General features: G+C 71.2%; 18 protein-coding genes. 8 read left to right on the top strand and 10 right to left on the bottom strand.

Translation table 11 applies throughout. From position 1 onward, the window contains the following. Positions 1 to 84: 84 nt before the first annotated feature. The 3 genes from ACIQVL_RS26445 to ACIQVL_RS26435 all read left to right on the top strand — a co-directional run bounded on the left by ACIQVL_RS26445 (position 85) and on the right by ACIQVL_RS26435 (position 2,487). A complete protein-coding gene (locus ACIQVL_RS26445; protein ID WP_403426773.1) occupies positions 85 to 768 on the top strand; it encodes a GDSL-type esterase/lipase family protein in 684 nt (227 codons plus the stop codon). 88 nt (positions 769 to 856) lie between these two features. Continuing rightward, positions 857 to 1,444: a Uma2 family endonuclease gene (locus ACIQVL_RS26440; protein WP_403426771.1), complete on the top strand. Its 588-nt coding sequence runs from the start codon at positions 857 to 859 to the stop codon at positions 1,442 to 1,444. A gap of 50 nt (positions 1,445 to 1,494) precedes the next feature. Then, positions 1,495 to 2,487: an aldo/keto reductase gene (locus tag ACIQVL_RS26435; RefSeq protein WP_403426770.1), complete on the top strand. Its 993-nt coding sequence runs from the start codon at positions 1,495 to 1,497 to the stop codon at positions 2,485 to 2,487. Between the two features lie 197 nt (positions 2,488 to 2,684). Here the strand turns inward: ACIQVL_RS26435 and thpR are convergent, their stop codons facing one another. Further along, complete coding sequence (gene thpR, locus ACIQVL_RS26430) at positions 2,685 to 3,257, bottom strand: RNA 2',3'-cyclic phosphodiesterase (RefSeq protein ID WP_403426769.1); 573 nt, start codon at positions 3,255 to 3,257, stop codon at positions 2,685 to 2,687. A 59-nt stretch (positions 3,258 to 3,316) separates the two neighbouring features. On the opposite strand from thpR, the gene ACIQVL_RS26425 reads away from it, so the two are divergent. Continuing rightward, a complete protein-coding gene (locus tag ACIQVL_RS26425) occupies positions 3,317 to 3,859 on the top strand; it encodes a GNAT family N-acetyltransferase (RefSeq protein ID WP_403426767.1) in 543 nt (180 codons plus the stop codon). A 33-nt stretch (positions 3,860 to 3,892) separates the two neighbouring features. Here the strand turns inward: ACIQVL_RS26425 and ACIQVL_RS26420 are convergent, their stop codons facing one another. Together ACIQVL_RS26420 and ACIQVL_RS26415 are read right to left on the bottom strand one after the other, a co-directional pair. Then, on the bottom strand, positions 3,893 to 5,251 hold the full coding sequence (locus ACIQVL_RS26420) for an MFS transporter (protein ID WP_403426765.1): 1,359 nt from the start codon (positions 5,249 to 5,251) through the stop codon (positions 3,893 to 3,895). A 29-nt stretch (positions 5,252 to 5,280) separates the two neighbouring features. Continuing rightward, positions 5,281 to 5,718: a MarR family winged helix-turn-helix transcriptional regulator gene (locus tag ACIQVL_RS26415; protein WP_189264283.1), complete on the bottom strand. Its 438-nt coding sequence runs from the start codon at positions 5,716 to 5,718 to the stop codon at positions 5,281 to 5,283. A gap of 153 nt (positions 5,719 to 5,871) precedes the next feature. Here ACIQVL_RS26415 and ACIQVL_RS26410 point away from each other — a divergent pair, with 153 nt between their 5' ends. Then, positions 5,872 to 6,066: a ribbon-helix-helix protein, CopG family gene (locus ACIQVL_RS26410; RefSeq protein WP_362591441.1), complete on the top strand. Its 195-nt coding sequence runs from the start codon at positions 5,872 to 5,874 to the stop codon at positions 6,064 to 6,066. Here ACIQVL_RS26410 and ACIQVL_RS26405 read toward each other — a convergent pair. Next, complete coding sequence (locus ACIQVL_RS26405) at positions 6,059 to 7,510, bottom strand: NCS2 family permease (protein ID WP_403476510.1); 1,452 nt, start codon at positions 7,508 to 7,510, stop codon at positions 6,059 to 6,061. The genes ACIQVL_RS26410 and ACIQVL_RS26405 overlap by 8 nt on opposite strands. A 112-nt stretch (positions 7,511 to 7,622) precedes the next feature. On the opposite strand from ACIQVL_RS26405, the gene ACIQVL_RS26400 reads away from it, so the two are divergent. Together ACIQVL_RS26400 and ACIQVL_RS26395 are read left to right on the top strand one after the other, a co-directional pair. Beyond that, a complete protein-coding gene (locus tag ACIQVL_RS26400; RefSeq protein WP_403476509.1) occupies positions 7,623 to 7,877 on the top strand; it encodes a DUF2530 domain-containing protein in 255 nt (84 codons plus the stop codon). Between the two features lie 285 nt (positions 7,878 to 8,162). Next, positions 8,163 to 10,562 carry an HAD-IC family P-type ATPase gene (locus ACIQVL_RS26395; RefSeq protein ID WP_403476508.1) on the top strand — a complete coding sequence of 800 codons (2,400 nt, stop codon included), beginning with the start codon at positions 8,163 to 8,165 and terminating at the stop codon, positions 10,560 to 10,562. An 89-nt stretch (positions 10,563 to 10,651) separates the two neighbouring features. Here ACIQVL_RS26395 and ACIQVL_RS26390 read toward each other — a convergent pair whose 3' ends face one another. The 5 genes from ACIQVL_RS26390 to ACIQVL_RS26370 all read right to left on the bottom strand — a co-directional run bounded on the left by ACIQVL_RS26390 (position 10,652) and on the right by ACIQVL_RS26370 (position 17,256). After that, positions 10,652 to 11,434, bottom strand: a complete 783-nt coding sequence (locus tag ACIQVL_RS26390) for a hypothetical protein (RefSeq protein WP_403426757.1) — start codon at positions 11,432 to 11,434, stop codon at positions 10,652 to 10,654. Positions 11,435 to 11,606: 172 nt separating this feature from the next. After that, a complete protein-coding gene (locus ACIQVL_RS26385) occupies positions 11,607 to 12,533 on the bottom strand; it encodes a hypothetical protein (RefSeq protein ID WP_403426754.1) in 927 nt (308 codons plus the stop codon). 114 nt (positions 12,534 to 12,647) lie between these two features. Further along, positions 12,648 to 13,406: a calcium-binding protein gene (locus tag ACIQVL_RS26380; protein ID WP_403426753.1), complete on the bottom strand. Its 759-nt coding sequence runs from the start codon at positions 13,404 to 13,406 to the stop codon at positions 12,648 to 12,650. Positions 13,407 to 13,515: 109 nt separating this feature from the next. Further along, complete coding sequence (locus ACIQVL_RS26375; RefSeq protein WP_403476507.1) at positions 13,516 to 16,659, bottom strand: sacsin N-terminal ATP-binding-like domain-containing protein; 3,144 nt, start codon at positions 16,657 to 16,659, stop codon at positions 13,516 to 13,518. Positions 16,660 to 16,716: 57 nt separating this feature from the next. Next, positions 16,717 to 17,256, bottom strand: a complete 540-nt coding sequence (locus ACIQVL_RS26370) for a hypothetical protein (protein ID WP_403426749.1) — start codon at positions 17,254 to 17,256, stop codon at positions 16,717 to 16,719. Between the two features lie 242 nt (positions 17,257 to 17,498). Between ACIQVL_RS26370 and ACIQVL_RS26365 the strand changes: the two genes are divergently transcribed. Further along, positions 17,499 to 18,653: an MFS transporter gene (locus ACIQVL_RS26365; RefSeq protein WP_403476506.1), complete on the top strand. Its 1,155-nt coding sequence runs from the start codon at positions 17,499 to 17,501 to the stop codon at positions 18,651 to 18,653. 306 nt (positions 18,654 to 18,959) lie between these two features. Here the strand turns inward: ACIQVL_RS26365 and ACIQVL_RS26360 are convergent, their stop codons facing one another. After that, on the bottom strand, positions 18,960 to 19,886 hold the full coding sequence (locus tag ACIQVL_RS26360) for a DUF3027 domain-containing protein (RefSeq protein ID WP_403426746.1): 927 nt from the start codon (positions 19,884 to 19,886) through the stop codon (positions 18,960 to 18,962). Between the last annotated feature and the right edge of the window lie 495 nt (positions 19,887 to 20,381).

Here is a 20,381-nt window from a genome sequence, read left to right as displayed (position 1 = left end):
CTGCCATCCCGCGCTGTGTCCGGACGCGGCGGACGTGTCGGTCCTCACACCCCGACGCTCCCGCTGATCGTCCATCATGAGCGGATGCTCAGGTTCATGCCCGTCGGGGACTCGATGACGATCGGCAGCGCGGGCGAGCACACGTGGCGGTACCGCATGTGGCAGCACCTGTGCGCGACGTACGGCGGCCCGTTCACGCTGGTCGGCCCCCGCGAGACGCTGTACGACAAGCAGGCCGACGCGCCCACCTCGTACGCCTACGCCGACCCCGACTTCCCCCGCGCCCACCTGGCCGGCTGGGGCGAGGGCTGGCTGCACATGGCGCCGCTGATCGGGGAGGCGGCGCGCTCCTGCCGCGCCGACGTCCTCCTCGTCTCCCTCGGCCTGATCGACCTGGGCTTCTACACGAACGCGGAGCAGACGGCGGCGAACGCACGGACCTTCGTCGCGAACGCGCGGGCGGCCAGGGCGGGCATCCGCATCGTGCTGCTGCCGGTGATCCCGAACATCCGGGCGACCTCGGACGAGCCGTTCGCGGAACAGGTGGCCCGCTTCAACGAACTGCTGGCGAAGGCGGCGGCCGACCTCGACGAGCCCCGGTCCCCGATCCTCCTGGCCTCGCCGCCGGAGTCGTACGACATCCACACCGACACCTACGACGGCACCCACCCCAACGCGAACGGCGAGCACCGGATCGCGGAGGCGTTCGCGGCGGCGATGTGGCAGGGCTGGGACCTGGGCGAGGAGTACGCGGCCGGAACAGGTTGACCGAATTCGGCCGCTGCCCGGTCACCGTACGTATCGTTGAACCGCGCGGCTGCACTCGTGCGGAGAGCGGCCGGGGAGGAGCGCCCGGATGACCGTCCCCGAAGACAGGATCGCGATGGCCGAGAGCGACGACGAGATCACGCTCGACGAGCTGTTCGAACGGATCGAGAAGATGCCCGCCCCCGAGGGATACAAGGTCGAGATCGTCGAGGGGATCGTCTTCATGTCGCCGCAGCGGGACACCCACTGGGAGATCATCCTGGACATCGTCGAGCAGTTGCGGACCAAGTACCCCCGGAAGCGGATCAAGTCCGACGTCCGTGTCGACTACCCGGGACACCTCAACGGGTTCGCTTCGGACGTGACGCTGATGGCCGAGAGCGCCGTCAAGACGAAGAAGGGGCTCTGGCGCCACCAGGACGTCGAGTTCGTCGCCGAGGTCATCTCCAAGGGCACCGCGGCCAACGACTACGGCCTCAAGAAGGCCGCGTACGCGGTGGCCGAGGTCGCCCTCTACCTGGTCGCCGACCCCTACCAGCGCCGCTGCCATGTCTACAGCAACCCCAAGGGCGACGACTACACGACCGAGACGAGGGTCGACTTCGGCACCGACATCGATCTGACCGGCACGGTGGTGGACCTCGTCCTCAGGACGGACGAGTTTCCCACCGAGTGAGGCGTCCAGGCCTTGCCTAGAGCGCACTCCACGCCGTTGGCTGGGTGACCATGAAGTACACGCAGCTCGGACGTACCGGACTCAAGGTCAGCCGACTCGTCCTCGGCACCATGAACTTCGGCCCGCAGACCGACGAGGCCGACAGCCACGCGATCATGGACGCGGCGCTCGCCGCCGGCATCAACTTCTTCGACACCGCCAACGTGTACGGGTGGGGTGAGAACAAGGGGCGGACCGAGGAGATCATCGGCAACTGGTTCGCCAAGAACCCCGTCCACCGCGACAAGGTCGTGCTCGCCACCAAGGTGTACGGCAACATGGCGGCCGACGGCGACGCCTGGCCCAACCACGACAAGCTCTCCGCGCTGAACATCCGGCGCGCGGTCGACGCCAGCCTCAAGCGGCTGCAGACCGACTACATCGACGTCTACCAGTTCCACCACGTCGACCGCCGGACCCCCTTCGAGGAGATCTGGCAGGCGATCGACACCCTCGTCACGCAGGGCAAGATCCTCTACGTCGGTTCCTCGAACTTCCCCGGCTACAAGATCGCCCAGGCCAACGAGATCGCCGCCCGGCGCGGCGGGACCATCGGGCTGGTCAGCGAGCAGTGCCTCTACAACCTCGCCGAGCGCCGTGCCGAGATGGAGGTCATCCCGGCCGCGCAGGAGTACGGCCTCGGGGTCATCCCCTGGTCGCCGCTGCAGGGCGGACTGCTCGGCGGTGTGCTCAAGAAGGAGGTCGAGGGCGGGCGCCGGGCCAGTGGCCGGGCCGCCGACACCCTCGCCAACCCGACCTCACGCGCCCAGATCCAGGCCTACGAGGACCTGCTGGACAAGCACGGCTTGGAGCCGGGCGAGGCCGCCCTGGCGTGGCTGCTCACGCGTCCGGGCGTCACCGGCCCGATCGTCGGTCCCCGGACCGCGGAGCAGCTGGAGTCGGCGCTGCGGGCCGTGGAGCTCGAACTGAGCACGGAACTCCTGGAAGGCCTCGACGAGATCTTCCCGGGTCCGGGCCCCTCCCCGGAGGCCTTCGCCTGGTAGTCCCGTCAGGGAGAGCGTCCCGTCAGGGCCGCGGGGAACTGCGCGACCGGCCACCGGCTGCCCGCAGCCGACAACGGCGGCCGCAGTTCCCCAGCCGGCCCTCACCTCATGGCAGAGGCCATGGCAACCACCACGAACAACAACACAAGCGCACCGGCCATGATCCGGTTCCGGGTCTTCGGGTCCACGCACCGAGCCTAACCGGCCGCCCCGAGCCCCCAGCGCTCGACCACCTCGTACCGCGGCTGCTCCCCCGGCACCCCCGACGTCGGCAGGCTGCTCCGCACCAGCGCCAGCTCCCCGACCGTCCAGCTCCGGCTGGTGAACTCCGCGAGCAGCGCGACGTACGGCCGTACCTGCACGGCGTCCCGGCTGCGGGCCACCGTCAGGTGGGCCTTGTAGCGCCGGTGCTCCCCCATGTCCACGCCCGCCTTCCGGGCCGCCGCCTCCGCACGGTCGGCCAGCAGCCGGAGGGTGTCCAGGTCGCCGTGGGCGCCCGCCCACAGCGCCCTGCCGTGCCCGAACTGCCCGCCGCCGGCGACGGCCAGCGTGAACGGCGGGGTGCGGTGGGCGGCGCGGGCGAGGCGCTCCGACAGGCCGGGTACGACGTCGTCCTCGACCTCGCCGTAGAACGCGAGGGTGTAGTGCCAGCCGGGCCGGCCGGTCCAGCGCAGCGCGTCCGCCCCCGGCAGCCGCTTCAACCTGTCGATCTCGGCGCCGAGTTCGGCGGCCACCTCCGGCGGGGGCAGCACGGCTGCGAAGAGTCTCATGGGGCAACCCTGCCAAAAAAGCGCTTGCGCGCAGGGCGTACGACGGCGTGAATCGCTGCATGGAGAGCACGGAGAGCAACGGGAAGATCAGGATCCGGGACGGCCGCGCCGACGACATCCCGGTGGTTCTCGGCATGTTCGACAGCGCCGTGGCGTGGCTGGTGTCCCAGGGCCGGACCCGGCAGTGGGGGACCACACCCTGGTCGGAGAATCCGAAGGCCGTGGAGATGATCAGCCGGTACTTCACCGAGGGCAGCCCGTACATCGCCGAGTACGACGGGGTCCCGGCCGCCACCCTCACCCTCACCGACTCGCCCGGCCCCTACCTCGCGCCCGTGGACGAGCCCGAGCGGTACATCCACATACTGGCCTCGGACCGCCGGTTCAAGGGCTCCGGTACCGGCGCCGCGCTGCTCGCCCACGCGGCCGCGGAGACGCGCCGGGCCGGCATCTCGCTGCTGCGGGTCGACTGCTACGCGGGCGACGACCGCAAGCTGGTCGCCTTCTACGAGAGCAACGGCTTCACCCCGACCGAGTCCTTCACCGTCGCCGTCGAGGGCGACGAAAGCTGGCCGGGACAGGTACTGGCCCGGAGGCTGTAGCCCGCCTCCGGGCCAGTCGCCGTCACACGTGTCTCATGCCGCCGGTGCGAGCTGTTCCTGCTGCTCGGCCGGCTCTCTCGGCACGAACCGCACCCGCGGGTGACCGCCGTGCCAGCCGACCGACAGCCGGAGGTTGCCGACCCGGGCCAGGACCAGGCCGATCACCACGGCGGCCGCGGCCGCGATGGCGCCGCCCACCGCCAGGCCCGCCCGGACGCCGTAGGTGTCCGTGATCCAGCCTGCGATGGGCGCGCCGATGGGCGAGCCGCCCATGAACACCATCATGTAGAGGGCCATCACCCGGCCCCGCATGGCCGGGTCGGTGCCCATCTGGACGGTGGTGTTGGCGGTGACGTTGACCGTCATGCCGAACATGCCGATCGGGACCATGAGCAGGGAGAACAGCCAGAGGGAGGGGGCGGTCGCGGCCACCAGCTCCAGGCCGCCGAAGGCGACCGCCGCCGCGAGCATCACGCGCATCTTCGCCGTACCGCGTCTGGCCGCGAGCAGGGCACCGGCCAGCGAGCCGGCCGCCATCAGGGTGTTGAAGAGGCTGTAGGAGCCGGCGCCGGCGTGGAAGACGTCGTCCGCGAAGGCGGAGAGGTAGACGGGGAAGTTGAAGCCGAAGGTGCCGATGAACCCGATCAGGATGATGGTCCAGGTCAGGTCCGGGCGTCCGGCGACATAGCGCAGGCCCTCCCGGAGCTGCCCCTTCCCCTTCGGCGTGCGCTGGACGGCGTGCAGGTCACGCGCCCGCATGAGCAGCAGGCCGACGAGCGGGGCGACGAAGGACAGGCCGTTGAACAGGAACGCCCAGCCGGTGCCCACGCCGGTGATCATGAGGCCGGCGACGGCCGGGCCGACCAGGCGGGCGGACTGGAAGTTCGCGGAGTTCAGGCTGACCGCGTTCTGCAGCTGGTCCGGGCCGACCATCTCGGAGACGAAGGACTGGCGGGCCGGGTTGTCGACGACCGTGGCGAGGCCGACGACGAAGGCGGCGAGGTAGACGTGCCAGACCTGGACGTGGCCGGAGAGGGTCAGCAGCGCCAGCGCGATGCCGGTGAGGGCCATCGAGGTCTGCGTGACGAGGAGGGCGCGCCGCTTGTTGAGGCGGTCGACCAGGACCCCGCCGTAGAGGCCGAAGAGGAGCATCGGCAGGAACTGCAGGGCGGTGGTGACACCGACCGCGGTCGCGGAGCCGGTGAGGCTGAGCACCAGCCAGTCCTGCGCGATGCGCTGCATCCAGGTGCCTATGTTCGAGACGACCTGGCCGGCGAAGAACAGCCGGTAGTTCCTGACCTTCAGCGAGCTGAACATCGAGGACCTGCGGGCTGCGGGGGTAGTAGGGGCGGTCGGTGCGGGGGCGGAAGGTGTTCCGGGTCCCGTACTCAAACGGATTCGCCTCCTCCTTCTATCGGCTGTTACAGGTGTGCGAGCTTCTCCAGCACGGGGGCGGCGGCGCGGAGTTTCGCCCACTCGTCCTCGTCGAGGCCGTCGACCAGGCCGGCCAGGAACGCGTTGCGCTTGGCGCGGCTCTCTTCGAGCATCGCCTCGGCCTGTTCGGTCCTGGTGACGACCTTCTGGCGCCGGTCCTCGGGGTGCGGCTCCAGCCGGACCAGTCCCTTGGCCTCCAGCAGCGCGACGATGCGGGTCATCGAGGGCGGCTGCACGTGCTCCTTGCGGGCCAGCTCACCGGGGGTGGCCTGGCCGCAGTTGGAGAGGGTGCCCAGCACCGACATCTCGGTGGGGCTCAGTGACTCGTCGACCCGCTGGTGCTTGAGCCGTCGCGAGAGTCGCATCACGGCGGAGCGGAGGGAGTTCACGGCGGCCGCGTCGTCGCCATGGGTAAGGTCCGGCATGTTCTTTAGAGTAACTCATTACCCTACCTAAAGACCACCGGGACACGCCGATATGCCCGTGACCTCGGCCACTGAACCTCATCGTCACCCTTACGGGTGAGCTGGATCCGGAAAGTGACGCATCGGGCGCGCGGATGTGGCGCCCTCGTATGCATGGGGACCAGTGTGCTCAGCCTGCGGATAGACGGGGAGCTGCTCGAACGGCTCCGGTGTCATGCGGCGAAAAGAGGAATGAGCGTCCAGGACTACGTGGTCCGGACGCTCATTCGGGACGACTTCGACGAGCGGTTCTCGGCCGCCGTCGAGGAGACGGAGAGGTTCTACGGCGATCAGGTCAGGGTCACGTGAGACCCAGCGCCGGCATCAGGTAGTAGAAGGCGAACACCGCCGAGACCACGTACATCGCGACCGGGATCTCCCTGGCCCGCCCGGCGGCCAGGCGCAGCACCACGAAGGTGATGAAGCCCATGCCGATGCCGTTCGTGATCGAGTAGGTGAACGGCATCATCACCATGGTCACGAAGGCCGGGATGGCGATGGTGTGGTCGGCCCAGTCGATCTCCTTGATCGACCCGGCCAGGATCAGGAAACCGACCGCGAACAGCGCCGGGGTGGCCGCCTGGGACGGGACCATCGTGGCGACGGGGGTGAGGAACAGCGCCACGGTGAACAGCCCGCCGGTGACGACGTTGGCGAAGCCGGTGCGGGCGCCCTCGCCGACGCCGGCCGTCGACTCGACGAAGCAGGTGGTGGCGGAGGAGGAGCTGGCACCGCCGACCGCGACCGCGACACCGTCGATGAAGAGGACCTTGTTGATGCCCGGCATGTAGCCCTGGGCGTCGGTCAGCTTGGCCTCGTCGCTGACGCCCATGATCGTGCCCATGGCGTCGAAGAAGCAGGACAGCAGGACCGTGAAGACGAAGAGGATGCCGGTCAGCACGCCGACCTTGTCGAAGCCGCCGAAGAGGCTGACCTTGCCGAGCAGGCCGAAGTCCGGGGTGGCGGCCGGGCTGCCGGGCCACTTCGGGACGGTCAGGCCCCAGGTCGTCACGTGCGCCACGGCGTTGATGACCAGCGCCAGCACGGTCATCGCGACGATCGAGATCAGGATCGCGCCGGAGACCTTGCGGACGATCAGCGCGAGGGTGAGCAGCACGCCGAGCACGAAGACGAGCACCGGCCACCCGTTGAGGTGACCGTCGGCGCCGAGCTGGAGCGGGACGGTGGTCTGGGCGACGTCCGGGATGCGGGTGACGAAGCCGGAGTCGACCAGACCGATCAGCATGATGAACAGGCCGATACCGATCGAGATCGCCTTGCGCAGGCTGTAGGGGACGGCGTTCATCACGCGCTCGCGCAGACCGCTGGCGACCAGCAGCATCACGACGATGCCGGCCAGCACCACCATGCCCATGGCGTCCGGCCAGGACATCCGGGGGGCCAGCTGGAGCGCGACGACGGAGTTCACGCCGAGGCCGGCGGCGAGCGCGATCGGGACGTTGCCGATGACGCCCATCAGCAGCGTCGTGAAGGCCGCGGTGACGACGGTGGCGGTGACCAGCTGACCGTGGTCGAGCTGGTGGCCGTACATGTCCTTCGCGCTGCCGAGGATGATCGGGTTCAGCACGATGATGTACGCCATCGCGAAGAACGTGGCGAAGCCGCCGCGTACCTCGCGGGCCAGGGTGCTGCCCCGCTCGGAGATCTTGAAGTAACGATCCAGCGCGCCGTACGCGGGGGTCGCACCCGGCTGTTCGGGGGCGGGGGCCTGGGTGGAAGCCGGGGTTGACATTGGAGGTTCCTACGATCGGAAGTGGTCAAACACAAACGGTTTCAGTATGAACATATGATGTCCAGATCGCTATCTCCGCGCGTAGACCGTGCGGGTGCGTAAGCTGAGCGTCATGGCGAAGTGGACCCCCCAGCACGAGGCACCGGAGCCCCTTGAGGGCCCTGTCGTCCCGACGATCATCGGCGGCACGATCATCTGGTTCGTCCTCTTCCTGGCCCAGCTCCCGTTCTACGGCTGGTACTCCGACCACGGCCACACCTGGTGGATCTGGACCTGCCTGGCCGGCGGGGGTCTCGGGCTGATCGGCGTCTACTACGTGAAGCGACGGGACGCGGCGATCAGGGCGCACCGAGCGGCGGCCGGGTAGGGACCGGTCGGTTTGCGGGTGCGGGTGCGTTGTGGCCGGTCGCGCAGTTCCCCGCGCCCCTTTCGGGGCGGACAGTGGACCCACTCTCTTGGGGGCGCGGGGAACTGCGCGACCAGCCCCCACCGGCCCGCAGCCGCCCACGGCCGGGGTCAGGGAGAGGTCGGGCGGATGGGTGGGCAAGAAGTCCCGGCGTCTACAACCTGCGCACGAGTTCGGTCCTCCCCAGGTCGGATCTTCCGGGCACTCGGCAGGTGAACGCGCAAATCCGCACGTACCGTCGAAGGCATGCAGCACATCGACGCGGGCACCGAGCTCGACCCTGTGCATCCGATACCCCTCCCGGCGCCGGCCAGGACAACCGGCCTGACGTCGGCCGAAGTCGCACAGCGGATCGCGCGCGGCGAGGTGAACGACGTACCGGTCCGCAGCAGCCGCTCGTTCGGCGAGATCGTGCGCGCGAACGTCTTCACCCGGTTCAACGCGATCATCGGCGTGCTGTGGCTGGTCATGCTGGTCGTGGCGCCGATCCAGGACAGCCTGTTCGGCTTCGTGATCCTCGCCAACACGGGCATCGGCATCGTGCAGGAGTGGCGGGCGAAGAAGACCCTGGACTCGCTCGCGGTGATAGGCGAGTCCCGGCCGACCGTGCGCCGGGACGGGGCCGCCGTCGAAGTGAGCACGAGTGAGATCGTGCTCGGTGATCTCATCGAGATCGGGCCCGGCGACAAGATCGTCGTGGACGGGGTGTGCGCCGAGGCCGACGGCCTGGAGATCGACGAGTCGCTGCTCACCGGCGAGGCCGACCCGGTCGTCAAACGCCCCGGCGACCAGGTGATGTCGGGCTCGTTCGTGGTGGCCGGCGGCGGCGCGTTCGCGGCGACGAAGGTCGGCCGGGAGGCGTACGCGGCCCAGCTCGCCGAGGAGGCGTCCCGCTTCACGCTCGTCCACTCCGAGCTGCGCTCCGGTATCTCGACCATCCTCAAGTACGTGACCTGGATGATGGTCCCGGCCGCGATCGGCCTGGTCGCCACCCAGCTCGTCGTGAAGAACGACGGCTTCAAGGACGCCGTCGCCCGCACGGTCGGCGGCATCGTCCCGATGGTCCCCGAGGGCCTGGTCCTGCTCACCTCCGTCGCCTTCGCGATCGGCGTGATCCGGCTGGGCCGCCAGCAGTGCCTGGTCCAGGAACTCCCCGCGATCGAGGGCCTCGCCCGCATCGACACCGTCTGCCTCGACAAGACCGGCACCCTCACCGAGGGCGGCATGGACGTCACCGAGCTGCGCGCGCTGGACGGGGTCGACGAGACGTACGTACGCAAGGTGCTGGGCTCGCTCGGCGAGTCCGACCCGCGCCCCAACGCCTCTCTCCAGGCGATCATCGACGCCTACCCGGACAGCGAGGACTGGCGGTGCGTGGAGTCGCTGCCCTTCTCCTCCGCCCGCAAGTACAGCGGGGCGACCTTCAGCGAGGGCGACGGGGAGCTGAGCACCTGGCTGCTGGGGGCGCCGGACGTGCTCCTCGGCGCCGACGACCCGGCACTGGCCGAAACCGTACGCCTCAACGAGCAGGGACTGCGGGTGCTGCTGCTCGCCCGCGCCAGGCGGGACCTCGACGACCCGAAGGTGGCACAGGGGGCCGGTGCCACCGCGCTGGTGGTCCTGGAGCAGCGGCTCCGCCCGGACGCCGCCGACACCCTCCGCTACTTCGCCGACCAGGACGTCCGGGCCAAGGTCATCTCCGGTGACAACGCGGTGTCGGTGGGAGCGGTGGCGGCCAAGCTCGGCCTCACCGGTACGACGGTGGACGCGCGCCGGCTGCCGGCCGAGCAGGACGGGATGGCCGAGGCGCTCGACGCGGGCACCGTCTTCGGGCGGGTCACCCCGCAGCAGAAGCGCGACATGGTGGGGGCGTTGCAGTCGCGCGGGCACACGGTCGCGATGACCGGCGACGGCGTGAACGACGTACTCGCCCTCAAGGACGCCGACATCGGCGTCTCGATGGGCTCGGGCTCCGAGGCGACCCGGGCGGTCGCCCAGATCGTGCTGCTCAACAACAGCTTCGCCACGCTGCCCTCGGTGGTGGCCGAGGGGCGCCGGGTGATCGGCAACATCACCCGGGTCGCCACGCTGTTCCTGGTCAAGACGGTGTACTCGGTGCTGCTCGCGGTGCTGGTGGTCTGCTGGCAGGTCGAGTACCCGTTCCTGCCGAGGCATCTGACGCTCCTGTCGACCCTGACGATCGGCATCCCGGCCTTCTTCCTCGCCCTGGCGCCGAACAGGGAACGGGCCCAGCCGCACTTCGTCCGCCGGGTGATGCGGTACTCGATCCCGGGGGGCGTGGTGGCCGGCGTCGCGACCTTCGTGACGTACCTGCTCGCCCGCCACTACTACACGGGGACCGGCTCCCTGGACGCCGAGACCAGTGCGGCGACCCTCACGCTGTTCCTGATCTCGATGTGGGTGCTGGCGATCATCGCGCGGCCCTACACCTGGTGGCGCGTCGCCCTGGTGGCGTCGATGGGCGTGACCTTCGTGTTCGTGCTCGCCGTGCCCGCGCTGCAGAGCTTCTTCGCGTTGAAGCTGGTGGGGGTGGTGATGCCGTGGACTGCCGTCGGCGTGGCCGTGGTGGGGTCGGCTGTGCTGGAGTTTCTTTGGAAGTGGGTGGAGCGTCGCTATCCGGTGTGATGCGGTCTGTGGGAACTGCGCGGGCCCGGTGGGGGCTGGTCGCGCAGTTCCCCGCGCCCCTTACGGGGCGCTGCCCCTAGGGGCGCTCACTACTGCACGTCGACGTAGTCGCCCGTGGCGCTGACCGCCGGGCTCGTGGTGGAGCCGGCGAAGGAGTAGCGGTAGTAGCCGTCGACCGTCGCGGTGGTGGTCGTCTTCAGGGCGCCCGTGGAGGAGGCCTTGACGGTCTTCAGGGTGGTGTAGGTGGTGGAGCTCTTCTTGCGGAACTGGAGCTTGACCGACTGGCTGCCGTAGGCGCCGTACTTGTGGGTGTCCCAGTTGGCGCGGGTCAGGGAGCCGGTGACCGTGACGGTCTTGCCCTTCTTGACCGGCTCGGGGGTGGCGTTGACCGTCAGCTTCGTGGCGCGCAGGACCTTGGTGGTGCCCAGGCCGCCGACCCACTTCGCGCCGCCGTCGCCGATGGCGACCGCGCCGACGCTCCAGGAGCCGGCCTCGGAGTTGGTCAGATCCTCGTCCCCGTTGACCGTGAAGACCAGGGCGGCCTTGCAGTTGAGGACGGTGGTGGAGGCGGCGGTGCAGGTGCCCGGCTCGTCGGAGACGAACAGGTCGCTCGGCTTCGTGATCGAGGTACCCCGGTAGATGGCCGGGCCGGTGGCGAAGTCGCTCGCCTTCAGGCTCGCCGCGTGCGTCACGGTGTACGTGACGGAGAAGGACGCCTTGGCGGTGCCGACGACCATGCTGCTGCCCTTGTTGACCTTCACGGCGGAGAAGGTGACGTCCGGCGCACTGCCGGCGGCGTGCGCGGCCGGGGCGACGAACGCGGAGAGGGCCAGGGCGCCGGATACGGCGGCCACGGTGGCACGAATGCGCATGAATTCCCCAGTGGGAACAGTGGGCGCGAGGCCCAAGTGATCTGGAGAGTCTGTTGACTCAGGTGATCAGATCCACGAGGGGCGAGCAAGGTTGTACGAGTGAGACGCAATCCGGCCAGAATTTGTTTCTTTGCGACCGGATTACGTCTCCTTGGGGTTACTCCCGGTGCCGCTACTTCACGTCGACGTAGTCGCCCGTCGCGTTGACCGCCGGGGTGCTGGCGGTGCCGGCGAAGGAGAAGCGGTAGTAGCCGTCCTTCGTCGCCTTGGTCGTCGTCTTCAGGGTGCCGGTCGAGGACGACTTGACGGTCTTCAGCGTGGTGTAGGTGCTGGAGCCCTTCTTGCGGAACTGCAGCTTCACCGACTGGCCGGCGTAGCCGTGGTACTTGCCGTCGTCCCAGTTGGCCCGGGACAGCTTGCCGGTGACCGTGACGGTCTTGCCCTTCTTCACCGGCTCCGGGGCGGCGTTCACCGTCAGCTTCGACAGGCGCTGGAGCCTGGTGGTGGCCAGGTTGTCCTGCTCGGCGTAGCCGATCTTGCTCCAGTCGTCGCCGGTCGGGTCCTGGCCGTTGAGGGCGATCGCGAAACCGAGCGCCTTCCAGGTGGTGGCGTCGGCGTTGGAGAGCTGCTCGTCCGCGTAGACGTCGATGGTGCCCTTGCAGCTGGCGGTGGTGGCCGAGGTGTCCGTGCAGGTCGGCCAGTCGACGCCGAAGAGCTCGTTCGTGGGGTCGAGGGGGTCGCCGCGGTAGATCTCGACGTCCATCAGGAAGTCGTCGGCGTGGATGTCGACGTCCGCCCCGTGCGTCACCGTGTACGTGACCGGGAACGTCCCGTGGGTGGTGGTGCCCGCGACGAGCGGCTTGCCCTTGTTGACCTTCACGGCGGAGAAGGTCAGGTCCAGCGGGTAGGGGTCGCCGGCGTCGTCCGCGGTCGACGCGGTGTACGCCGACCGGCCGACGGTGCCCTGGTGGTCCTGGACGAGCTTCGCCAGGCCGGCCGGGCTGTACGAGGTACCGCCGGCGGCCAGTGCGGCCGGCACGGCGAGGGCGGAGAGGGCCAGGGCGCCGGAGACGGCGGCCACGGTGACGCGCATACGCATGTGCTTCCTCGGAGGTAAGGGGTGGGAAAGAGGAGGCGTGGGGGGTTGGGACGACGAGCGCTGCCCGGCGGGCAGGAGGAGCGCGGGGCCTGAGGGCCGTCGGCTACTTCACGTCTACTTCACGTCGACGAAGTCGCCCGTGGCGCTGACCGAGCCCGTGCTCCCGTTGCCCGCGAAGACGTAGCGGTAGTAGCCGTCCACGGTCGCCTTGGTCGTCGTCTTCAGGGCGCCCGCCGAGGTGGCCTTGACGGTCTTCAGCGTGGTGTAGGTGCTGGAGCTCTTCTTGCGGAACTGCAGCTGCACCGACTGGCTGCCGTACGCCGAGTACTTGAGCGACTCCCAGTTGGCGCGGGTCAGGCTGCCGGTGACCGTGATGGTCTTGCCCTTCTTGACCGGCTCGGGCGTGGCGTTGGCCGTGAGCTTGGCGGCGCGCTGGAACTTGAAGGAGCCCGCCTTCTCGACCCAGATGAAGTCCCCGTCCTTGGCGTCGACCCACGCGTCGACGTACCAGGTGCCGGCGCTCGCGTTGCTGAGGTAGTCGACCTTCGGGTCGATCTTCACGGTGCCGGTGCACGTCGAGGTGGTCGAACTGGCCGCCACGCAGGTCGGCTTGGAGGTGGTGAAGAAGCCGTAGTCCGGTCCCGACAGCGCGAAGTTGTCGGCGCTCTTGATCCCGGAGTTGTCCTTGGCCGTCACCGCGACCTTGACGGTCACCGCGCCGGACGTGCCCACGACCACCTTGTTGTCGCCGTCGACGACGACCTTGGTGATCATGGTGTCACCGGATCCCCCGTCGGCCTGGGCCACCGGCACCGCGACCGCGCAGAGGGCCAGGGCTCCCGTGACGGCCGCCCCGAAGACTCGTGTACGCATGAGTTCCCCACGTTGAGTTGATCAGCGAGTCTTGCTGACTCGCTGATCAGACTCCGGGGACGGAGGGACGGTTGTACGAATCTTGAAACTTGTGTGCGACCCGTGAAGCTCAGTCGAACCAGCGGTCCCGGGCCAGCTCCTCCGTCCGGGACGGGTCCTCCAGCAGGGCCGCCACCTCGAAGCGGCGCGGCCACTGGCCCGCGGCCCAGGCGAGGCCGGCGGCCACTCCCTCCAGGGTCGCGGCGTGCAGGACGCCGTCGCCGGTCAGCCGCCAGTCGATCTCGACGCCGTCGACGACCAGTTCCTCGTGCTCGACGTACGTCCGCGGGGTGCGCGGGCCGAGCAGGACGTGCACCGGCTCGGGTACGTCGTGCTCCGTGCCCTCCGAGTCGACCGAGCCCGTCACCGACTCGCTCAGCCGCCGTACCTGGAACAGCTCGGCCAGCTCGGCGGCCCGGGACGGCCGTACCGGCAGCAGCGGGACACCGGCCGTGAACGGCAGCAGGTCGGGCGAGTCGACGACCACCGCGTCCGCCGCGTCCACGACCTCCACCCGGCCGTCGGTCACCGCCCGCACCTCGTCGGGGAGGGTCACCTGGTCCGGGTCCAGGTCCGCCAGCGCGCCGTACAGCGCGTGCAGCTGGGCGCCGGTGACGGAACGGTCCGGGTCGGCGAGGCGGTCGAGCAGTTCGGCGGCGCCGCCGGGCTCGTCGAGCAGGGCGGCCACCGAGGTCCGTACGCCGAGCGCCCGCAGCACCTGCTCGTCCTCGAAGCCGGTCGCGTCGGCCTCCTCGTAGAGGCCGCGCAGCAGCGGGTCGCCGCCGGCCGCCAGCAGGCCGGCCGGACGGCGGCCGTCGAGGACCGGGTGCCCGCGCAGCCACCACGCGGTGTACGGCCGTACGACCTCGTGCGTGCCGTCGGGCAGCAGGATGCGGACCGGCTGGGTGAGGGCGTCGCGCAGCGGCGGCCGGGCGAGCAGGGCGAGGGCCTCGGGCCAGTGGTCCTCGTCGACGAGGTCGAGGTCGCGGACGGCGATCAGCTCGGTGGCGACCGGCGGGACGGGGGTGTCCGGGAAGCGGTCGAGGATGTCCTCGCACCAGACGTCGACGGCGTCGAGCAGGCCCGCGTCGTCGGGTTCGGCGAAGTCACCCTCGCGGGGCTCCAGTTCGTCCGGGTCCAGCACGACGTCGGTGGCGCGGACGAGCGCGAAGTCCGCGAGCACCCCGCAGGCGGCGAGCGGACCCTCGCCCCACTTCTCGGCCAACTCGGCGTCCACCGACGCCAGTTCGCCCTCCCTGATCACGCGGGCGAAGGCGCTGCCGGGGAAGACCAGTTCACCGGCCGGGGCCAGCTCGCCGTCCTCGTCGGGAAGGGCCAGCGCGCCCAGCCAGGGTTCGTCACCGGGCTCGAGTCCGGCGTCCCGGACCAGTGCGAGCACGGTGTCCGCCAGCTCCTCGGCGTCCGGGGCGTCCTCCTCCCAGAGCGCGCCTCCCTCGTCGTCCAGCGAGGCCGCGACCGCGGCCCGGACCTGCGGGGTGGTGAGGACCGCGCGGGGGCTCGCGGGCAGGGCGCCGAGCTTCTCCAGGAGGGGGTGGGCGGCGTCCTGGTGGGCGACCTTGAGACCGAGCCGGGCCAGCATCTCGGGGTCGATGGCGGCCGCGTCCGCGGTGGGGAGCAGAACCTGGCGGGGACCGATCGTGGTCCGGCCTCCGCCAGTGCCGAAAGCCTGGGAGGTACTCCCGGCCAAGGGCACCGGCAGCCCGGACAGCCGCTCCGGGTCGACGCCCGCGAGGCTGTCGTAGAGCCGCCACCACCAGTCCGGGTCCTTCTCCAGACCGGCCAGCCGGTCGACGGCGTCGGCCAGCGGCAGCCGGGCGACGGCCAACGTCCGCAGTTCGACACGGCGTTCGAGACCGGCGGGCAGCAGCGTGGGCAGCACCTCGGCGAGGACCCGGACGGTCTCCGCCCCCGCCCCCTCCACGATCTCGGCGTCACGCGGCCGCAGCGCCTCCGGAAGGTCGGCGTCCTCGCTCTCCACGGCGGGCGGCAGGAACGCGGTGCGCGGCAGCCGCTCCAGGATCGCCTGGCGCAGCGCGCCGTCCAGTTCGCCCTTGCCGAGCGGGCCGGGCACCAGGTGGATGATCCCCTCCCCCACCGGCCGCCAGTCGGCGAGGAGTTCGGCGTACGCGTCGGCCGCGCGCTGCACGAGGAAGTCGGTGAGCGGGCCGGGGGCGGCGTGCCGGCGGGTGGTGTCGAGGGGGAAGGAGGCGATGAGCAGGGCGGGCACGCCGAGGGGCTCGTCGCTGGGGGTCGGGGCGTGCACGACGGCGGCGGTGCGCGGCCGGTCGGGGGCGCCGTCGCCGTCCGTGGGCACGGCCCAGGTCAGCGACCAGTGCGGCCGCAGCCGCTCCTCGACCGGCCGGTCGGCGAGCAGGTCGGGGGTGAGCGAGCCGTGCGCGGCGACGGTACGCCAGCGGGTGGTGCCCTCCCGGGAGTCCTCCACGACGGTGAGCGCGCCGTCGGTGCGGCGGCGCAGGGTACGCACGGTGTCCTTCTCGACCACGACCTCTTCCAGGCCCGGCAGGGCGAGCAGGAGTGCGTCGTCGACGGCGTCGAGGAGGCGCTCGGCGAGATCGGCGGCCGCGGCGTCCCTGAGCGGCAGGATCACGACCGTGTCGTACGGGTCCGGGGCGGTGCCCTCGGCGGCGAACGGCAGCCGGAGCAGCGGCACATGGCCGTCCCGGCGGCGGATCTCGTCCCCCAGCCCCGGGCCGTGCGCCGCGGTCTCCTCGGCCAGCTCCCGGGCCTCGGCGAGGGACCAGCGGACCCCGCCGTGCCGCCCCACGACCGCGGGTTCGTCGGTCACGGCCAGCACGGCGGCGAACCCGACGCCGAACCGCCCCACCGCCCCTTCGCTGTCCCCGCGCTTCGCGGAGGCGCGCAGGGTGGAGAGGGACTCGACACCGGTCGCGTCCAGCGGGGCGCCGGTGTTGGCGGCGAACAGGACGCCGTCGCGGAGGGTGAGCCGGAGCCGGCCGGGCACCCCGGCGCGGGCGGCCGCGTCGGCCGCGTTCTGCGCGAGTTCCACGACGAGCCGGTCCCGGTACCCCCCGAGGACCAGGTCCTCCTCGGCGTTGGCGTCCTCACGGAACCGGGCGGGGCTGGTGGCCCAGGCGTCGAGGACACCGCGGCGCAGGCGGGCGGTGCCGAAGGGGTCGGCGCCCTCGGCGGCGGGCCGCACGAACTTGCTCACGTTCACTCTCCTCGTCTACGTGAGCACGAAGGTACCGCCTCGGCCGGGGGTCTTCGTCTAGAGGCCGCCGACCTTGACCGGGAGCTTCTGGAGCGTGGCGACCGTGACGTCGGGCCGCTCCGGGTCCACCAGCTCGACCGGGCTCTGCAGCTGGTACAGATCGCCTCGCGGCGGGTACTGGGTGAGCTGGGCGACGATCATCGCCGGGTCCCTGGTCGTCAGGACCTGGGTACCGCCGTTGCCCGGCCGTTCGATGGTCATGGTGAAGGGGAGCACCCACACGTTCTCGAACCTGGGCGGGAACTGCTGGGTCTGCCTGAGCAGGCTCTTGGCGTCGACGTCGACGTCGTCCTGCTCGATGGTGACGGTCCCGCCGTCACCGTTGCCGTTGCCGTCCGCCGGCAGCTCCGCCGTGATCCGGAAGCCGATCGTCCGCATCCGGACACTGTTGATCGGGTCGTCGGGGTTGACGTCGACCCGGTGCTTGATACCCCCTCGGAAGTCGACGCTGACCAGCGAGTCCTTGAGCATGAGCGGGGTGTTGATCCCGAGCATGCTGCACGGGATCTCCGCACCGATGGGCGGCAGCATGGGCATGACTTCTCCTTCACGAGTGGGCCGCTGGCATATGCGACACCCCCACTCTCGAAGCACCGCACACCCACACGAAACACCCACGCCGCGCAGCCGGGTCCACTCACACGGACGGGGCCCGCCCGGCACTCCCTGCCCCTTTGCCCGGCCGGGGGCCCTGTCGTAGCTTGGCGTCAGAATCGGGCTCTGTCGGCGCGTTGGTGGCTGGGTGGCGCGTCTCCTCGACGTGCCCGATGGAGACTTCAGTGCCCTACCGCGCCCTGCTGCGCACCGCCGGCGTCGGCTTCTTCCTGCTGGGATTCCTCGCCCGCCTGCCGTACGCGTCCTCCGCCCTGTCCACCCTGGTCCTGCTCCAGGCGTCCACCCACAGCTACGCCTTCGCCGGACTCGCCAGTGCGGGGCAGAGCCTCGCGACCGGCGCGGGCGGCCCGGTCGTCGGGCTCCTCGCCGACCGGCACGGCCACCGGCGCGTCGGCGTCCTCGCCGCGCTCGCCAACATCGCCGCCTGGGCGGCCCTGCTCGCCGCGAGCCACGGCGGCCGGGCGGGCATGCTCGGTGCCGCCGTGCTCGTGGGACTCACCCAGCCGCAGGTCGGCCCGCTGGTACGGGTCCACTGGGCGCACCTCGTCCGTGACCGTGGCGATCTGCTCCCCGTGGCGCTCTCGTACGAGGCCGCCGCCGACGAACTGTGCTTCGTCGTGGGCCCGGCGGTGGTGGGCGTACTGGCGGCCCTGAGCCCCCTGGCCCCCGCCGCGACGACCCTGCTCCTGCTCGCGACCACCGCCCTCCCCTTCGCCCTGCGCCTCGCCGGCGGCGACACCCCGGGTGCCCGCGCCGCGGGCCGGCCGCTGCCCCGGCGCCCGCTGGCCGCGCTGTTCCTCGCGATGGCGGCGATGGGGGCGGTCTTCGGCGGCGTCCAGACCACGGTCACCGTGTACGCCGACACCCTCGGCGAGCCCGGCGCAGCGGGGCTCCTGTACGCCGAGTTCGGCGTCGGCAGCGCGCTGGCCGGGGCCGCCTGTGCCTGGCTGCCGCGCGGGTTCTCCCTGCGGGCGCGGTACGTGTGCTTCGCCGGGGCCCTGTGTGCGGGCATGGTGACGCTCTTCGCCGGCGTGCGCGTGCTGCCGCTGCCCGTCGTGGTGCCGGTCGCGAGCGTCACCGTCGCGCCCTACATGATCACCCTCTACGCCCTCACCGAACGCCTCGCCCCGCCCGAGCGGGCCGCCGTCGCGATGACCGTCCTGTGCGCGGGCGGCCCTCTGGGTACGGCCGCCGGTCAGGCCCTGGCCGGGAGCCTCGCCGAGGGGCAGGGGACCGAGGGAGGCCTGCTGGTGGCGCTCTGGGCGGCGACCGGTGCGTTCCTGCTGGCGGCCGGGGTCGGTGTCCCGAGGCGCAGGTGACAAAAGCGGACCAGGAGGCGGGGCCGAGGGTGAGCAGCGGGGAGGTCTCGCCGTATCCGAGCGCCCTGCCGGGGTCGGCCGCGCGCATGCCTACCGCTCCGTGCCGCAGCTGCACCTGCCGCGCCACGGTCGCGATGGCCGCGAGGGCCGGGAGGCCCCGGTCGTCGTCCGGGCCGACCGGCCAACCCGGCTTGTCCGCCTCTGTCTTGATCCGTCCGGCGTCCGCGTCCACCGGCGTTCCCGCACCCCTCCGGCGGACGGCCTGTCGCTCTCCAAGGACACGGGCGTCACGGGGGGTCCGGGCGGCTACGAGTGGCCGAGCTCGGCCGACGTCTCGTCCTCCGCCGCCGGTACCGAACCGGAGTCGGAGGCCGGGCGGAGGGGGAAGGGGTCGACCCTCGTCTCGTCGATGACCGGCGGGGCCGGCTGGGGGGTCTTCGGCATGACCGCGGCCTCCGAGTGGCCGCCGCAGCCGTAGGAGAGGGAGACGACCCGGCCGTCGGCCGGGGAGAACTCGTTGGCGCAGACGCCGAAGGCCTGGCCGAGGGAGCCGCCGATGGGGCTGAGGAAGCCGCAGCTCACGCAGGTCGCGGGGGCCGCCTGCGCCATGGGGGTCTTGGCGCCGTACGCCTCCTCCCAGCGGTCGGCCGCGACGTGCAGGCCGTAGCGGGACAGGACCCGGGCGCGGCGCATGCCGAGTTCCTCGGCGACCGAGGCGATCGTGCCCCTGGAGGGGACCGTGGGGAGGTGTGCGGGGGTGCCCGCGGTGACGTCGGCGTCCTCCGCCTCCGCCAGCTCCTCCATCTCCTCCGAGATCGGGGAGTTCGGCTCCGGTCCGTCCTCACCGGTGTAGCCGGGCTCCAGGCGGAGGTCCTCGGCCTCGGTGGGCAGCAGGTCGCCGGGGCCCATGTCGCCGGGGCGCAGCCGCTCGCTCCACGGCACCCACTCGGGGGCGAGGAGGGCGTCGGAGCCGGGGAGGAGGACGACCTCGTCCAGGGTGACGACCTTGGCGCGGGAGGCACGGGCCACCGTCACCGCCCAGCGCCAGCCGCGGTATCCCAGCTCCTTGCACTCGAAGAAGTGCGTGACCACGCGATCGCCCTCGGCCACCGCGCCGGCGTGCTCGCCTACCACCCCTGGTGCGGCGGCCTCCTCGGCTGCTCCACGGGCGAGGTCGACGGCCTCGGCGCACAGACGGTCGGGGGTGCGGCTTCGCGTTGTCGCTGCGCTCACAGGTATCGCTTCTCTCCTACGCCGTCTCACGAGTGCGGTTGCCTCCGGCGGTGGGGCGGACGGAGCGGACCTGTGGGCCGCATCGACGTCCGCGTCCGATCGCGCTCGGGCGCACCTATGCCATCCATTCTGCTTTATGGCTGAGATACGCACGCTACCCCGTCGTCGGTGCATGGGGACAGTCCGGCGTGCGCGCGGGGAGGAGGAGAGCCGACGGGGGTGGGGTGCGGGCCGGTTTCGAGGCGGGGTGGGGGTGGGCTCGGGGGTGGGTTTCGGGGTGGGCTCGGGGGGTGTTCTGAAGGCGAGGGGGTGGCCTTTTTTGGGGTGGTGGCGGGTTGTGGGGCGTGTGCGGGTGGGCGGGGGCTGGTCGCGCAGTTCCCCGCGCCCCTGGCGGGGCGCTGCCCGGCCGGCGCCGGTGAGCGTCCCCGCCCCCGGCCCCACCCCACGGCGCCCCTACGACTCGCTTGGCCACAAAGTGCACTAGGGACTGCACTC

Origin of the sequence: Streptomyces sp. NPDC090499, from assembly GCF_044769305.1 — a bacterium.
Taxonomy (GTDB): domain Bacteria; phylum Actinomycetota; class Actinomycetes; order Streptomycetales; family Streptomycetaceae; genus Streptomyces.
Note: the sequence above shows the minus strand (reverse complement) of the source record. Positions and strands in the feature narration are given on the sequence as shown.

What these genes read in the sequence shown, in the direction of transcription:
- ACIQVL_RS26435 (WP_403426770.1), top strand. Translation starts at nt 1,495, where the DNA reads ATGAAGTACACGCAGCTCGGACGTACCGGACTCAAGGTCAGCCGACTC.
- ACIQVL_RS26385 (WP_403426754.1), bottom strand. Translation starts at nt 12,533, where the DNA reads ATGCGTATGCGCGTCACCGTGGCCGCCGTCTCCGGCGCCCTGGCCCTC.
- ACIQVL_RS26410 (WP_362591441.1), top strand. Translation starts at nt 5,872, where the DNA reads ATGGGGACCAGTGTGCTCAGCCTGCGGATAGACGGGGAGCTGCTCGAA.
- ACIQVL_RS26395 (WP_403476508.1), top strand. Translation starts at nt 8,163, where the DNA reads ATGCAGCACATCGACGCGGGCACCGAGCTCGACCCTGTGCATCCGATA.
- thpR (WP_403426769.1), bottom strand. Translation starts at nt 3,257, where the DNA reads ATGAGACTCTTCGCAGCCGTGCTGCCCCCGCCGGAGGTGGCCGCCGAA.
- ACIQVL_RS26380 (WP_403426753.1), bottom strand. Translation starts at nt 13,406, where the DNA reads ATGCGTACACGAGTCTTCGGGGCGGCCGTCACGGGAGCCCTGGCCCTC.
- ACIQVL_RS26405 (WP_403476510.1), bottom strand. Translation starts at nt 7,510, where the DNA reads ATGTCAACCCCGGCTTCCACCCAGGCCCCCGCCCCCGAACAGCCGGGT.
- ACIQVL_RS26425 (WP_403426767.1), top strand. Translation starts at nt 3,317, where the DNA reads ATGGAGAGCACGGAGAGCAACGGGAAGATCAGGATCCGGGACGGCCGC.
- ACIQVL_RS26400 (WP_403476509.1), top strand. Translation starts at nt 7,623, where the DNA reads ATGGCGAAGTGGACCCCCCAGCACGAGGCACCGGAGCCCCTTGAGGGC.
- ACIQVL_RS26445 (WP_403426773.1), top strand. Translation starts at nt 85, where the DNA reads ATGCTCAGGTTCATGCCCGTCGGGGACTCGATGACGATCGGCAGCGCG.
- ACIQVL_RS26370 (WP_403426749.1), bottom strand. Translation starts at nt 17,256, where the DNA reads ATGCCCATGCTGCCGCCCATCGGTGCGGAGATCCCGTGCAGCATGCTC.
- ACIQVL_RS26415 (WP_189264283.1), bottom strand. Translation starts at nt 5,718, where the DNA reads ATGCCGGACCTTACCCATGGCGACGACGCGGCCGCCGTGAACTCCCTC.
- ACIQVL_RS26390 (WP_403426757.1), bottom strand. Translation starts at nt 11,434, where the DNA reads ATGCGCATTCGTGCCACCGTGGCCGCCGTATCCGGCGCCCTGGCCCTC.
- ACIQVL_RS26440 (WP_403426771.1), top strand. Translation starts at nt 857, where the DNA reads ATGACCGTCCCCGAAGACAGGATCGCGATGGCCGAGAGCGACGACGAG.